This is a genomic window from Priestia sp. SRI_019 (genome assembly GCF_057586255.1).
Window position 1 is genome coordinate 1 of record NZ_JBYCZN010000013.1, and the last position, 14,249, is coordinate 14,249.

The window sequence follows — 14,249 nt, forward strand, 5'->3', positions numbered from 1 at the left end:
TTTTAAAAAATAAAAATTAACGTTGACGTTTGTCGCTTTGTTCAGTTTTCAAAGTTCAACCGTCGCTTTTAAGCGACTTTGCTATCTTATCAAGTTATCAACGTAATGTCAACAACTTTTTTATCATCATCAACATCGTCTCTTTTAACGACGCTTTATTATTATAATCTCATTTAATTCAAAAATCAATAGTTTTTTGTTTTTTTCAAAAATATTCTCTAACAAACAAATCTAATTCGGTACAATACTTGTCTTAATGAAAGTTATATTTGGATTATACAGTTTAGAATATAACTTAAAATCAGCACTTTAATGGAATAGTGTTCCATCGTTTAACCGAACTAACGAAAATACCCCGCCCTATCGGCATAATATATGATAAAACAAGAAAGAAGCAAAAAGATTAATCTTTTTGCTCTGAGTGAATTACCCTATATAAAACGCAAGCAATTAGTATTTAGAAGTAAAAGGTATATTAGGTATGCAATTCGGGATTTTAGGCATACAATGCGGAACATCAGGTATACATCTTGGTATATTAGGCACACAACTTGGCACTTTAGGTATACAATGTGGAACATCAGGTATACATCTTGGTATCATTTTTGTCCCTCTTTTCAATATTCATTTACATATTATATGTATAAACCTAAGGACAAGCTTGTACGCTTGTCTAATATATAGAAATTTTTTCAACCTCAATATATTAACGCAGATAGAAATAAACTGAGTGTAATTTCCTAAATTCTATAATCTTTAGTTACCGTAATAGATTCTATATAAAATGAAAAACATTAGAATCATTCATTTGAACAATTTTTATTATGTATAAATATGTAAGGTCTCCCTTTATCTTGACCATAACCTTTCTAATTAACAAGAGTTTCTTTTCTAAAATATATTACAAACAATACCTTTATCTATCCTCATTAATAACCTTGTCATATATTTTTGAGTTACTAGATAACTCACCCAAGAGTTTGTCCGGTTTTTACATATATTAATATCGGAAATCTAATGTTCATTAGGAGTGAAGTATATGTCAACACATTTAACCGGACGAGTCATCTTCAAAGGAGACCCTGGCTATAAGGAAGCAATTAAGAATTGGAACCCTTATGTTGATGTCTGTCCCCTTGTTTTTGTTTTTGCACAAAATTCATACGATGTCAGCAATGCTATTAAATGGGCCCAAGAAAATAAAGTGCCTTTGCGTGTCAGAAGTGGGCGCCATGCTTTAGATAAGAACCTTTCAGTAGTAAATGGAGGAATTGTTATTGATGTAAGTGACATGAATAAAGTTTGCCTTGATAAAAAAAGTGAGATTGCAACAGTTCAAACGGGAATTCATGTGGGTCCACTTGTAAAGATGTTAGCTCGAGAAGGTTTTATGGCTCCTTTTGGAGATAGCCCCACCGTTGGAATTGGAGGAATTACGATGGGGGGAGGATTTGGAGTACTTTCACGATCAATCGGTCTTATAAGCGATAACCTTCTTGCACTGGAAACTGTAGATGCAAAAGGCAAGATTCTTCAAGCAAATCAATCTTCCAATGAGGACTTATTTTGGGCTTCCAGAGGTGGAGGCGGCGGAAACTTTGGATATAATACCGAATACACGTTTAAAGTTCATCGTGCCCCTAAAACTGCAACCGTCTTTAATATTATTTGGCCATGGGATCAATTAGAAACGGTATTTAAAGCTTGGCAAAAATGGGCACCGTTTGTAGACGAACGGTTAGGGTGCCTACTTGAGATTTACAGCAAAGTAAATGGTTTGTGTCATGCAGAAGGAATTTTCCTCGGTTCAAAAAAAGAGCTGATTAAATTGTTAAAGCCTTTACTAAATGCTGGAACCCCAGCACAAACAGTTATAGAAACATTATGCTATCCAGATGCTATAGACTTCTTAGACCCTGACGAGCCAATCCCTGGTAGATCCGATCAGAATGTTAAATTCTCCTCTGCTTGGGGACTTGATCTATGGTCGGAAGAGCCTATTTCAATTATGAAGAAGTTTTTAGAAGAAGCTACTGGCACAGAAGCCAACTTCTTTTTTATAAATTGGGGTGGTGCTCTAAGCAGAGTACCAAGTAATGAAACAGCCTTCTTTTGGCGCCGTCCATTGTTTTATACAGAATGGACGGCTAGTTGGGAAAATAAATCACAAGAAGCTTCCAATCTTGCATCAGTTGAAAAAGTACGTCAGCTCATGAAATCATATGTAAAAGGTTCGTATGTTAATGTCCCAGACCAAAATATTGAAAAGTTCGGAAAAGCATACTACGGCTCAAACTTCGCAAGACTTCGAGAAATAAAAGCAAAATACGATCCTGATAATTTATTCCATTTCCCACAAAGTATTCCACCCTTTTGTTGATCACTAAAAATCAATTAGATATCCATTCTTATAACTGAACGTTTTATATAACTTGGTTAGTATAGAAGAACTATTACTGCTTTTGCTGTTAATAGTTCTTCCTATATTCAAATTATATGTGATATATAAAGCTGGTTAATACTACGGCTCCTATATCGTACATAAAAACTTTTGTATCTTAAAAAGAAACCAGCTTTACTGTTCCATACCACCTCTAAACCATTTTGCTTTCACAACCGCCAGATTTTTTTAGCAGCAGTTTCTTAGATCAACAAAGCAATGTTTCCTATTAAAGCTTCTTACGCTAAAAAACTTTTTTCACCAAATATAGGCTTTTACTTGTTGCAGCTTGTCTATCTATGAATACACTATAATGATGAATTAATTCATTTACAGCTTTTAATTAATTCATCATAAAAAAGAGGTGATTAAAATAGAAATGTATACTTCTAACTATGATAAAAAATCTAGTTGCAGACCGAAAAACAAAAAGAAAAATAGAGAAAAAAACTGCACTCACATTAACATTTATGTTTATAACCATGCAGAGACTGGAGGACAAATTAGTGGCAATCATAGTCAAAATGCTAATCAGGGTGGACAGATTGCTAAACAAGGTGGACAAAATGCGAACCAAGACGGTGTAGTTGTTAAAGAATGTGGAAGAAAAAATAAACATGCTAAAGTAAAAAAACTCAGTTTTGAAGATAAAATGAACAACAAGCACTTCTAATCCTATCCCGTAAAACCCCTCTAAACTCAAGGTGTATAGAAAAGGTGATTAAAATAGAAATATATTATATGGCGTATAATTTAAAAAACGGTATGTATTATGTAGACAAGTCTTTCCCGCAAAAAAAGAAGAAAAGAAATAAAAATGTTAACTCGACAGCAGAAACAGCTAATCAGAATCCTAATTCTAAAGTAGCTACTCATGCTTATAATGTAGGCTGTGAATTTAAAAACACTGAGATAATTTCCTCAAGTATGATTGTAATAGATGGTGGTATGAGGTTTTAATGATCACGAAAACTCCATTATATATAGGGGCTTAAAAGAGATTTTTATATAACAATTCTCTCTTAAAGCCCTTATTTTCAAACAACAAAAAATATTAAGTTAAAATGATTAAATAGTACAAGCCCTTCCTTACAACTTACATATAATAAACTAAATATAGATTAATATAATCTGTATTTAAATTTATTATACAGCAAGGGGGGATACTGATAATGATTCAAGAGGTTTTAAGAATCCTTGATCCTGGTACACCAATTGCAAGTGTAATTTTAAGCGGTACTCAAATTAATAACGTTATATTTTCAAGCTTCGACGAGGCAAGAGCTTTAGCTTATTTTGCTACTTCAGCAGGAGTTATTGTTGTAGACGCTGATGAAATCCAAGGTCTACAAACTGCTTAAATTTAAAATTAGGACAAGCACTTAATAGGGAAGACTGAAATTATGCTTCCCTATGTGCTGAATATATATTAGATACAAATTCGGTGGACAAAACCATTCACTTAGAGCCAAAAACAAAAAAATTTGTAGGGGTAAGAGTTTTAATAACGAGTCAGTTATGGAATAAGCAGATTTCTATACATCTTGTATTTATCAATGCACCTCCAAAGCCTATAATAAAAATGGAACTTCGAACTATAAGGAAGTTCCATTTTTATGTTTATAATTAATTATTTGAATTTTTCCGAATCAACTCAGTAAACAAGAATCTGCTTTGTATACGTAGTAAAATCACTTAAACGTTTTTCTAAAATCTGCTGAATAATATCTTGATTAATGGCTTGATAATCGTGAACAGCAATATTTCGAAAACCTACCATAGCTTTCATTTTCTCTTTTTAACAAGGTAGCTAACTCTTGTGTAAGCATAAAAATTTCATATTTATCTATTTTTCTATCCTTCGCATAAAACCCAATATCAATATCACTTTCTTGATGGGTAGTTCCTTTTGCAAAGGATCCAAACATAAGGATAAAAGAAGGTTGTATGTGAGTATGTAAAAACTCCTTAATGGTTTGAACGATGGTACGGTCCATAGAATCCCTCCTTTTGTTGCTTCTATTGTAGCAAATTTTATTTCTTTGGATAAGAATAGGTTCCTTACGTTCTTTTTCCTTTTAAATATCATCAAAGTACTCGATGTAACAGTTATGTAATCCGCACTTACTATCTCTCATTATAAGCGAATCATCGCCTTCTTATTTTCATCACCAATCTTATTAAAATTACTTTTTCCACCTCAATATAAGTTCAACCAAACAAACCTAATTGTTGATATATGTAAGTTTTTGATGATAAATAAGTTCAACTAAAAGATTGAACAACCTCTTTTTCTCTTGTATAATTAGTCCAACAGAAGTTCAACTAAAAAATGAGGTGTATAAATTATGAAAATTTCACGTTTTAATAAAGACTGCGGGAACTCAGTCGACATGAATATTGTCGATGGTTATCTGTTCGATTTCCCAACTAACGTAGTAGAACTCCAAAAAGAAGCTGCTGATTCATTCTTTACAGATGCAGTAACAGCACCAGAGGAATTTAAAAAGCGTATCTTACTTTCCACGACTATTGGTGACGAAGAGAAAGAACGTTATTTCTTAGTTGGTGATATCGCAGCAAGCCAACAACTTGCGAATAATCACATCAATCGTTTACATAACAAAATTACAAGCTATATTCCTTATGTAACATTTTTAGCTGCTATTGCATACTACCATGCGTTGCATGCGAAAGATCAAAAGGATAATACCATCGAGATTGACTATTTCTCTACGATGTTACCAATCTGGCTACTAAAAAAAGAAAGCACATTTGGTGAAGCGCAAAAAGCCATGGCAACTCGCTTTTTAGGTGACCATGCTTTCCGTATTCATACGCCAGGGTTCGAAAAAGAAATAAAGGTATCTGTAGAAGAAAGTGCATGCTTAAAAGAAGGCGAAATTGCACGCTTTGCATTAAAGAAAGACCTAACGCTTCAAGACCGTGAAGATGCCAATGCATATGTAGAATGTGAAACCGTGATGGTCGATATTGGTGGAGGATCCATTGATGTTGTGATTTTACCTGAAGGATTAAAAGCTGCAAACAGCCGTGAATCATTCCAAAGTATCGAAGGTATTCCATACCTAGCGCACATTGATAAGTTACGCAAAGAGAAATTCCCAGAGTTGTTTACCGATTTACGGGCATTTGATCAATTTATTTTAGATAACTATAGCAAACAAAAGTTTGAATTAAAAAATGAAAACACAGGCGAATCCATTGATTTGACAGTTCAAATTACATCTTCTCTAAGAGATTATGTAGAGATTTTACTGGCGAAGTTAAATGATGTGGCTCCACCACCGGCCAATAAAATTCGTAAATATGTATATAGTGGCGGTGTTGCTCCGACACTAAAAGTAGCCATTATGAACAGCATGAATGAAAAAATCGGTGAAGAACGTACAGAAAAATATCATAAAGTGCCAGAGGATAGTCGTCACTTGAATTTATTCGGCTTAGAAATTCGAAGCATTGGATATCTTCAAAAGAAACAAGCCGAGAAGAAAGCCGTTAAATCCTAACAGCGTAGGTGATAACCATGTCAGAGCGTCAGAACGCCTTTACGATTAAAACCAACCAGTTAAGTGATGAAGTCTATGACATACTTGCAAAGTATGCGAAATCTCGAAAATTAGGGGATTATATTTCATCTTTAATTGTTCGAGATCTCCATCGTGCATCTATCAACCGAGTAGAGACAGGGCACAGAACAGAAGAACTTCTCGAGCATATCAATTCAGAACTCCAGGAGTTAAAACAGTTAGCTCAGGCTAATAGATTTGCCGGTAAACGAGAGAATATAGAAGAGAAACCCGTAGAGGATCACATCATCAAAGAAGGAAAGGTTGCAGATTTAGAACATGTGTCTGGATCTTTAGATGATGATGATCTGGAAGAATATAACGATTTTTAAAAGAAAAAGTCACTAGATATACTAGTGGCTTTCTTTTTTATAATAAACTTCACGCTTTAAAGCCGAACACAAGGCTCACTTCCCAAGAATAAATGGTCATATAGGATAGGTCTGATCTATTAGTAAGCTATTTTAAAATACATATTTATTTGCTTAAATAATAACTTTGTCCAAACCCTTTCAATAAATCGCGAATAACCTATAAAGAGTGCGATTTTCAGGAGGGAACGAATGTTTAATTTACCAGCCATTACTTTATCAGTTTCTATTATTATACTGTTATTTTATACAGTGAAATATATTATCAAGGTTTTAAAGCAACAACCGTTAGAAAAGTTAAAAATCGACCAAATAAAAAATACATCACAAATATTTAAGATTAGTGACAAAGCTAATATCAATGAATCTGCAGCTGATGCTTCCCAATATTCAAGCCAAATCATTGTAAAGTTTAAAGATAATGTGTGCTCTGAAAAACAGGCAGCCATTCATCGTAAAAATAAATGTACCCTTTTACATCGCAACAAAGATCTTGATTTTCAGGTCTTACGCTCTAAAAAAAAGATTGATAAACTGATTAAACGCTATAGCGAATTAGATGAAGTAGAATACGTAGAGCCAGACTATACACTTAGCGCCTCCTATACCCCCAATGACACCTTTTTCCCCTATCAATATGGACCTCAAAAGGTACAAGCTCCTGATGCTTGGGATGTTACTACTAGTAATGGAAATATAAAAATTGCTATCATAGACACTGGAATTCAGCTAAATCACCCTGAATTATCTATTAAACTCTGGCCTGGCTATAATTTTGTAGAAGGAAACTTAGTACCTAACGATGGTAATGGACATGGAACGCATGTGGCGGGAATTGCTGCAGCTCTTACGGAAAATGGTTTAGGTATTGCAGGAATGGCTCCATCAGCATCACTAATCCCCGTTCGTGCCCTTGACAACAGTGGAAATGGTCTATTGAGTAATATTGCAAATGCAATTACTTATTCAACAAATGCAGGAGCAAAAGTAATTAATTTAAGTTTAGGTTCATCCCAAAGTTCAATTACTTTAGAGAATGCGGTGAATTACGCTTGGAATCAAGGAGTAGTAGTTATAGCTGCGGCTGGAAATGAAGCTTCTAGTACACCAACATACCCAGCTGCTTATCAAAATGTAATCGCTGTGGCCTCTACAGATAACAACGATCAAAAATCTGACTTCTCTAATTTTGGTACTTGGGTAGATGTAGCTGCCCCAGGTTCAACGATTTTATCCACTTATATAGGCAGCTATTACGCATATCTAAGCGGTACTTCTATGGCTGCTCCCCATGTTGCAGGACTTGCAGCCTTGCTAGCAGCTCAAGGACAAACCAATCTTCAGATTAGAAATACTATTCAATCCACATGTGATGTAATACCAGGGACCGGAGTATACTGGACTTATGGAAGAATTAATGCAAACCGAGCAGTTCGCTAGCATTAACAGTTAAAGAAGTCACCTATTACAGCCGTTAACTATTTTATTTCACATGGATCTATAAATAATTAAAAGGCGCTGACTTCGCAATCGATTTTCAGTGCTTTTTATGTTGTAAGAGCAAATGAATCAATAATTATATGCACGTCATCCAAACAAATTTTTTATCTAACATATGTATAAAAACTTAAATAGTAGGAGGATTAATTTGAATTTACATGATGTTAAAGGACATTACGATGTAATTATAAGTTTAGGTAGTGCCTGTAATCCTGCACTACAACTGAATCGATTGAATTTAAGAAGTTTTACTTCAAGTCCACTTGATTGGAGCTATTCTCCGTTTCTTTCAGATGTAAATCGGCTACTTCAAAATAAGTTCCATGGGTATATGCAGCTTAAAAATATGCGTTTAGTAGACGACAGTGGCGAGTATGTATATTTTAATGATAAAATGCTTAAATTTCCCCATCAAAATCTATACAGATCAAACAAATCATATATCATACAGGATACTTATTATAATATCTTCTCAGCTCATGATTTTGCTATAGTGCCGAATAAAGACTGGACTGCTATGTATCCGAAATTTAAAAGAAACCTTGATTATAGGATAAGCAGGTTTATGAAAAAGATGCTGAGCAGTAACTCAATTTTATTTATAAGGTGGGGAGCTACTTATGAAGAAGCAATTGAATTACAAAAAACATTATTAGCTCTTACAAAAGGTCAGTTTAAAATACTTATCTTAAATCCCTTAGAGGACATACAAGTTCCCACTGAAGTAAACTGGGAAATTGATAACGTTTGTATAGTTAATGTACCAGAAGATCCAAATGATATTTTAACTTGGGACTATGTTCTAGATGGTGTATTATTACGTCGCTAAATGTATGTTATATAAGGTCCTCCACTTAAACGCTCTTTAGCCCCCATGTCTTTTTTACCAATACTTTCTTATAAATATATAGTTACTTTGTCCAATCAAATGTACAAGGTTTAGCATTTACTATAATAGAATTGCTAAATGCAAAGGGATGATTATATTGAATTTACAGGATATTAAAGGATCTTATGACTTAATGCTAGGGCTAGGTAGTTGGTGTGGTCCCTCCCTTAATTTAAGAAGGCATAATTGGAGAAGATTTTCATTTCCTTTAGACTGGATGATATCTAATTCAATTGCTGATGTCAGTAGGTTGTTACAAAATAGATTTAGTGGATTTATGGACCTTCAAAACCTGCAGCGAACTGATGGATATGCTCATTTTCTTGATGACGGAGTCGCAATTTTCCCAGAAGAAGGTGGAACAGAACCCGTTAATGCTCACTTTATTCACGATATGCATTATAATATTATTTCTGTTCATGATTTTCCCATTATTCCAAATGTAGACTGGACCGTAATGTATCCCTCTTATAAAGAGAAGCTCAATCAACGTATAACGAGATTTTTTGAAAAAATTGAGAATAGCTCATCTGTTTTGTTTATTAGGTGGGGAGCAGCTACTCCAGAAGAAGCGATAGAATTAAAAACCACTTTATCAGAATTAGTAAATGGTTCATTTAATATACTACTACTTCAACCTCTAGAAGGATTAAAAGGCGTAGTAGATATGAACTGGACAATTGATGGAATTTGTTCAGTTCAAGTCCCTCTAGATAATCCAAATGATGAAGCTGTTTGGGACTATGTGCTAAATGGATTAAGCCTAACTAATTTTTGGACTTAATTACTACAACCATCTTCATACAGTCTCATGTAGTAAGGATAAAATCGAGCATAAAAGACCTTGTTTTCCTTTTGAAAGGGGAACAAGGTCTTTTCTTATTGCAAAAATCTATATTTGCTCTTTAAATATTCATGTTTGACAGCCTGAGGCATAAGATTTAAGCCATTAGAAGAGGAATTACAGTGGAATATTTATACATAAAACCACAAAAAAGCGGCCATTCTTTTCATTAATTTAAAGAGAAGCACTTCTTATTTTAGACTTATCACTTTTTATTGGGAAGATTAATAGATTAGCCTATAGCAAGAAAAAAGGAAAAGCATATTTTAATAAATAAGGGGCCGAATGCGCATTAGGAAAGGGTAATTATGCTTATAAATAAGGTGAATAGGGTGTGTAAAAAATGAAAGTTATGACTATTTTGGGTACAAGACCCGAAATTATACGTTTAAGCCTCATCATTAAAAAGTTAGATAACTATGCTTCACAGCACATTTTAGTGCATACAGGCCAAAATTTCACTCCTTCATTAAGTGAAGTATTTTTTCAAGAGTTGAATGTACGAAAACCAGACTATATACTGGCTAACCAGCAGCTGTCATTAGGTGAACAGTTATCGAAGATGTATAAAGAGCTAGAACAGCTATTTTTAAAAGAGAAGCCGGACAAAGTTTTAATATTAGGCGACACTAATAGCGGTTTAAGCGCGATTCTAGCAGAGAGAATGGGTATACCAGTTATTCATATGGAGGCCGGAAACCGTTGTTTTGACTTAGAGGTGCCAGAAGAAAAGAATCGTCGAATTATTGATGCAATATCGAGCTTTAACCTCCCCTATACTCCTCAAAGTAAAGAAAATTTAATTAAAGAAGGTATTCCCTCAAATCGTATTATTACTTCTGGAAATCCAATTAACGAGGTTTTAAAACATTATGAATCTTCCATCGAAAACAGCAACATTCTTAATGAACTATCCTTAGAAAAAAGTGACTATTTTCTAGTTACAGCACATCGTGCGGAAAATGTAGATCATGAAGATCGACTGTTGGAAATCATGAAAGGTATTAATATGGTAGCTAAATTTTACCAAAAGAGAATAATATGCAGTATTCATCCTCGTACTAAATCCCGGATAGAAAATATTCCACTGCTAGAAGTCCATCCATTAGTAGAATTCCATGAACCTTTTGGTTTTTTTGATTTTGTAAATCTCGAAAAGAATGCTTTTTGTGTCTTAACAGACAGCGGAACAGTTCAGGAAGAATGTTGTTTGTTTCATATTCCTACGGTAACTATTCGCAAAACAACTGAAAGACCAGAAACTATTCAGTGTGGAAGTAACATGCTGTCAGGAATAGATGCTAACCAAATCGTAACCTGTGTTCATGTAATGGTTAACCAATTAAAAAATTGGTCGTACCCTGAAGGATATGGTCATGTAGATGTTTCAGACAAAGTAATTAAAGTGGTACTAGGAGGAATGAAAGGTGTTTAATAATAAGACAATTTTAGTAACAGGTGGCACAGGTTCTTGGGGGTATGAACTTGTTAAACAATTACTAACACATAACCCTAAAGAAATACGTGTTTTTTCAAGGAATGAATCAAATCAATTTACTATGAAGCAAGAATTTGATAATCATCCTAAGTTAAATTTTATTATTGGAGACATTAAGGAAAGAGAAGCACTAATTGAAGCGTGTCAAGGCGTAAATTATATCTTTCACTTAGCTGCTTTAAAACATGTTCCTGTATGTGAAGATCAACCAATCGAAGCCTTAAAAACCAACGTACATGGTACTCAAAATGTAATAGACGCAGCAATAAGCTGTGATGTAGATAGAGTGGTTTATATTTCCACTGATAAAGCGTCAAATCCAGCTAACTTTTATGGTTTATCAAAAGCAATGGGGGAAAGATTAATCATTCACGCTAACACATTAAATACTAAAACTAAATTTGTTTGTATACGTGGAGGAAACGTTCTAGGGACTAACGGAAGCGTTATTCATGTATTCAAGAAACAAATTCAAGAAAAAGGGAAAATAGGTATAACTGACCCCGGGATGACTCGCTTCTTTTTAACATTAGAGGATGCGATAAAGCTGGTTTTTAAAGCCACATTTGAAAGTCTAGGTGGAGAAATATTCGTCATGAAAATGCCCACTTGTCGAATTATTGACTTAGCAAATGTATTAATAGAAGCTTCTGGAAAAGACAAGATTGAAATTGAAATATTAGGTATACGACCTGGAGAAAAAATTCACGAGCTTCTGTTATCCGAATATGAAAGTGCAACAACCGTTACTTACGATGATGAGTATTATGTGATTTTACCTCCAATTTATATTAAAGGCTTAAAAGAATACTATTCAAACTATGCTCAAGTAAACTTAGAAAAATATGATTCAAGTAAACAAGTGATTAGTAAAGAGGAAATTAGAGAGATGTTGCTGAAAGGCGGGTTTATCTAAATGAAAGTACTAATTCTTGGTGGAAAAGGAATGGCAGGGCATGTAATTACTAAATATTTTATACAGCATACAAATCATGATGTTTTTTGTACATCAAGAGACCCGAAAGATAAAGATACTATTTACTTGGATGTAACTGACTTTAAGCATGTTGAAGAGACTATAGAATCTATTAAGCCCCATGTCCTCATTAATTGTATCGGAATTTTAAATGAACACGCTAGTCATAACCCGATGCGTGCTTTTCAGGTAAACAGCCTGCTCCCACATCAGTTGGCTAAATTTGTTGAACGTCATCAAGGAAAATTAATTCATATCAGCACAGACTGTGTTTTTTCAGGGGCAAGAGGAGATTATACAGAACATGATGTTCCGGATGGTACCTCTGTATATGCTCAATCTAAACAGCTTGGTGAAATTATTGACGAAAAACATTTAACAATCCGCACCTCTATAATAGGACCTGAGTTAAAGGAGGATGGCATTGGCTTATTTCTGTGGTTTATGAAACAGAAGGGTACCATTAAAGGTTATAAAAAGGCATTATGGAATGGAGTAACAACATTAGAATTAGCTAAATCGATTGACTTCTTCTTAGAAAACAATACTTCTGGACTCTACCATTTGCATTCACAGAAAAAAATATCAAAATTCACATTGCTAGAATTAATTAAAGATGTTTTCATGAAAGAAGATGTGCAAATTATTCCCGATGAAGATGTTGTATTAGATCGTACTATTATTAATACCCGAACAGATTTTTGTTATCTAACCCCTGATTACCAACAGATGTTAATGGAACTGAAAGAATGGATGACAAAATAAATAGCACTAACTATGAGTAAAAGAAAAACATAATAAAATGAGAAGCACTAAAAATGATTTCTCCTTTATTGTATTATGATAAACAGGTAATAAAATTCGTTTTATACTTCTACAAGTCTAAAATAGACAGCTAGACTATTTCTATTAAAATAGCTTAGCTGTCTATTTTTATCCCAATTTATAGAAAAACAAAAATAAAGTTACATTAAAAACCAGAACCAGATTTTTCAACATGCTCAGGTATAACATATGCGGTAAGACCATAACGTTCTTTTATTTCTTTTGCAACTTGTTCTGCTATAACCTTATCAACAAATGCCCCTGTTATAATCCGATAGCGTTGTCTCGAAGTCGTATTGTGTATATCCTTTGACTCCATTTGCTGTTGACTCACACCCTTCCCCTCCTTAACTAGATAATAAATTATTTTCTCTATACATTTCTTCTTTTTAGAGGCACCTCGAAAAGCACCCTAATATCTTCAAGAGAAAGGTGTTTTGTTAGACTGCAACAATTTCAAGTAATGTAACTTGTCCATTATTATTCTGTAACGGCTATATGTATGGTTAGTATTGGATTTTCAGGCAGGTTTCAAAAGGCAGGTGAGTATGCGTGGTAAGCAATAATGGCACGTTATGATAGAGAGACCCATAAAGAAGTATTCCTCTTACTCAAATTGCTTAATGTGAAGCTATAAACACAAAAATGTAGCCTTTTATAAGCACATTAAAAAGATATCTAACGTACCTATAAAAGGGAAACACCATCAAGTATCCTTTTCCAATAATGATTATTTGCATTCCATTTATCTTGATTTGGTAATTCAATAACACAAACTTTATTTAGCGACCACTCTTTTTCAACTAACTCATTTACATCCGTATGATTAATAATTAGAATGCTAAAGTCATTTTTAATCATAGTAGATAAAATACGCTCAAGCTCTGCAGCTTCTTCACGGCTAGCTTCGGTTCTAATAAACAGAATACGCTGTCCAGTAGATAATTTCTCTAAAAATCGTTGAATTCTCCTATCGTACTTTTCTTTAACCTCTTCGTATCCTCCTAAGTGAGAAAGTGTATTTTTATCAGTCTTAAAATCGTGGTTAAACCCTATATTATAAACCTCATCCCACACCAATAAATCCCATTCGGATACATATTGGATTATCTTTAAATTGTTTGGATTTAAAAAGTCAGCAAACTGATTTTTCAAAAGAAGGTTGACCTTTTTTAAATCGTGTGAGGATACCCAATCCAAAATCCCCGCAAAGTTTCTTAGGTTGTTTTCTCTTAGTTGAATAGACGTCAAACATAAGTCGCCTAAACTAAAAATGGCACTATATGGTCCTTTTATTCCTTCTAATTTCATATTGG

Annotated in this window: 15 protein-coding genes and 1 pseudogene; 12 read left to right on the forward strand and 4 right to left on the reverse strand. The window is 33.9% G+C overall.

The annotated features are described in order from the left end of the window. Positions 1-1,039 precede the first annotated feature (1,039 nt). The 4 genes from AC2YJL_RS26635 to AC2YJL_RS26650 all read left to right on the forward strand — a co-directional run bounded on the left by AC2YJL_RS26635 (position 1,040) and on the right by AC2YJL_RS26650 (position 3,801). Positions 1,040-2,380: an FAD-binding oxidoreductase gene (locus tag AC2YJL_RS26635; protein ID WP_230933850.1), complete on the forward strand. Its 1,341-nt coding sequence runs from the start codon at positions 1,040-1,042 to the stop codon at positions 2,378-2,380. A gap of 439 nt (positions 2,381-2,819) precedes the next feature. Beyond that, positions 2,820-3,113: a hypothetical protein gene (locus AC2YJL_RS26640; protein ID WP_230933851.1), complete on the forward strand. Its 294-nt coding sequence runs from the start codon at positions 2,820-2,822 to the stop codon at positions 3,111-3,113. A 44-nt stretch (positions 3,114-3,157) separates the two neighbouring features. After that, a complete protein-coding gene (locus AC2YJL_RS26645) occupies positions 3,158-3,400 on the forward strand; it encodes a hypothetical protein (RefSeq protein ID WP_230933852.1) in 243 nt (80 codons plus the stop codon). 212 nt (positions 3,401-3,612) lie between these two features. Further along, positions 3,613-3,801: a hypothetical protein gene (locus AC2YJL_RS26650; RefSeq protein WP_088568086.1), complete on the forward strand. Its 189-nt coding sequence runs from the start codon at positions 3,613-3,615 to the stop codon at positions 3,799-3,801. Positions 3,802-4,094: 293 nt separating this feature from the next. Here AC2YJL_RS26650 and AC2YJL_RS26655 read toward each other — a convergent pair. After that, a pseudogene (locus tag AC2YJL_RS26655) lies at positions 4,095-4,232 on the reverse strand (HepT-like ribonuclease domain-containing protein); the annotation flags it as partial. Then, positions 4,174-4,437, reverse strand: a complete 264-nt coding sequence (locus tag AC2YJL_RS26660) for a nucleotidyltransferase domain-containing protein (protein WP_369361863.1) — start codon at positions 4,435-4,437, stop codon at positions 4,174-4,176. The gene AC2YJL_RS26660 and the pseudogene AC2YJL_RS26655, both read right to left, overlap by 59 nt. A gap of 351 nt (positions 4,438-4,788) precedes the next feature. Between AC2YJL_RS26660 and AC2YJL_RS26665 the strand changes: the two genes are divergently transcribed. From AC2YJL_RS26665 to AC2YJL_RS26700, 8 genes are all read left to right on the forward strand, one after another. Then, positions 4,789-5,970 carry an Alp7A family actin-like protein gene (locus AC2YJL_RS26665; RefSeq protein ID WP_230933853.1) on the forward strand — a complete coding sequence of 394 codons (1,182 nt, stop codon included), beginning with the start codon at positions 4,789-4,791 and terminating at the stop codon, positions 5,968-5,970. A gap of 17 nt (positions 5,971-5,987) precedes the next feature. Continuing rightward, complete coding sequence (locus tag AC2YJL_RS26670; RefSeq protein ID WP_230933854.1) at positions 5,988-6,362, forward strand: hypothetical protein; 375 nt, start codon at positions 5,988-5,990, stop codon at positions 6,360-6,362. 231 nt (positions 6,363-6,593) lie between these two features. After that, entirely contained in the window at positions 6,594-7,841 is a 1,248-nt protein-coding gene (locus tag AC2YJL_RS26675) for a S8 family peptidase (RefSeq protein WP_230933855.1), read from the forward strand. Positions 7,842-8,049: 208 nt separating this feature from the next. After that, the gene (locus AC2YJL_RS26680; protein ID WP_230933856.1) at positions 8,050-8,730 is read left to right on the forward strand and encodes a DUF1796 family putative cysteine peptidase; all 681 of its coding nucleotides are present in this window, start codon (positions 8,050-8,052) and stop codon (positions 8,728-8,730) included. A 148-nt stretch (positions 8,731-8,878) separates the two neighbouring features. Further along, positions 8,879-9,574 (forward strand): DUF1796 family putative cysteine peptidase, encoded by a 696-nt coding sequence (locus AC2YJL_RS26685; protein WP_060747060.1) that lies wholly within the window; start codon positions 8,879-8,881, stop codon positions 9,572-9,574. Between the two features lie 403 nt (positions 9,575-9,977). Continuing rightward, positions 9,978-11,069 (forward strand): non-hydrolyzing UDP-N-acetylglucosamine 2-epimerase, encoded by a 1,092-nt coding sequence (gene wecB / locus AC2YJL_RS26690; RefSeq protein WP_230933857.1) that lies wholly within the window; start codon positions 9,978-9,980, stop codon positions 11,067-11,069. Next, complete coding sequence (locus AC2YJL_RS26695; protein WP_048022242.1) at positions 11,062-12,048, forward strand: polysaccharide biosynthesis protein; 987 nt, start codon at positions 11,062-11,064, stop codon at positions 12,046-12,048. Before wecB ends, AC2YJL_RS26695 begins: the two co-directional genes overlap by 8 nt. Further along, on the forward strand, positions 12,049-12,873 hold the full coding sequence (locus AC2YJL_RS26700; RefSeq protein ID WP_088568094.1) for a dTDP-4-dehydrorhamnose reductase family protein: 825 nt from the start codon (positions 12,049-12,051) through the stop codon (positions 12,871-12,873). Between the two features lie 205 nt (positions 12,874-13,078). Here the strand turns inward: AC2YJL_RS26700 and AC2YJL_RS26705 are convergent, their stop codons facing one another. Beyond that, positions 13,079-13,267: an SPOR domain-containing protein gene (locus tag AC2YJL_RS26705; protein ID WP_230933858.1), complete on the reverse strand. Its 189-nt coding sequence runs from the start codon at positions 13,265-13,267 to the stop codon at positions 13,079-13,081. 353 nt (positions 13,268-13,620) lie between these two features. Next, positions 13,621-14,244 (reverse strand): DUF1796 family putative cysteine peptidase, encoded by a 624-nt coding sequence (locus AC2YJL_RS26710; protein ID WP_060747056.1) that lies wholly within the window; start codon positions 14,242-14,244, stop codon positions 13,621-13,623. Positions 14,245-14,249: the final 5 nt, after the last annotated feature.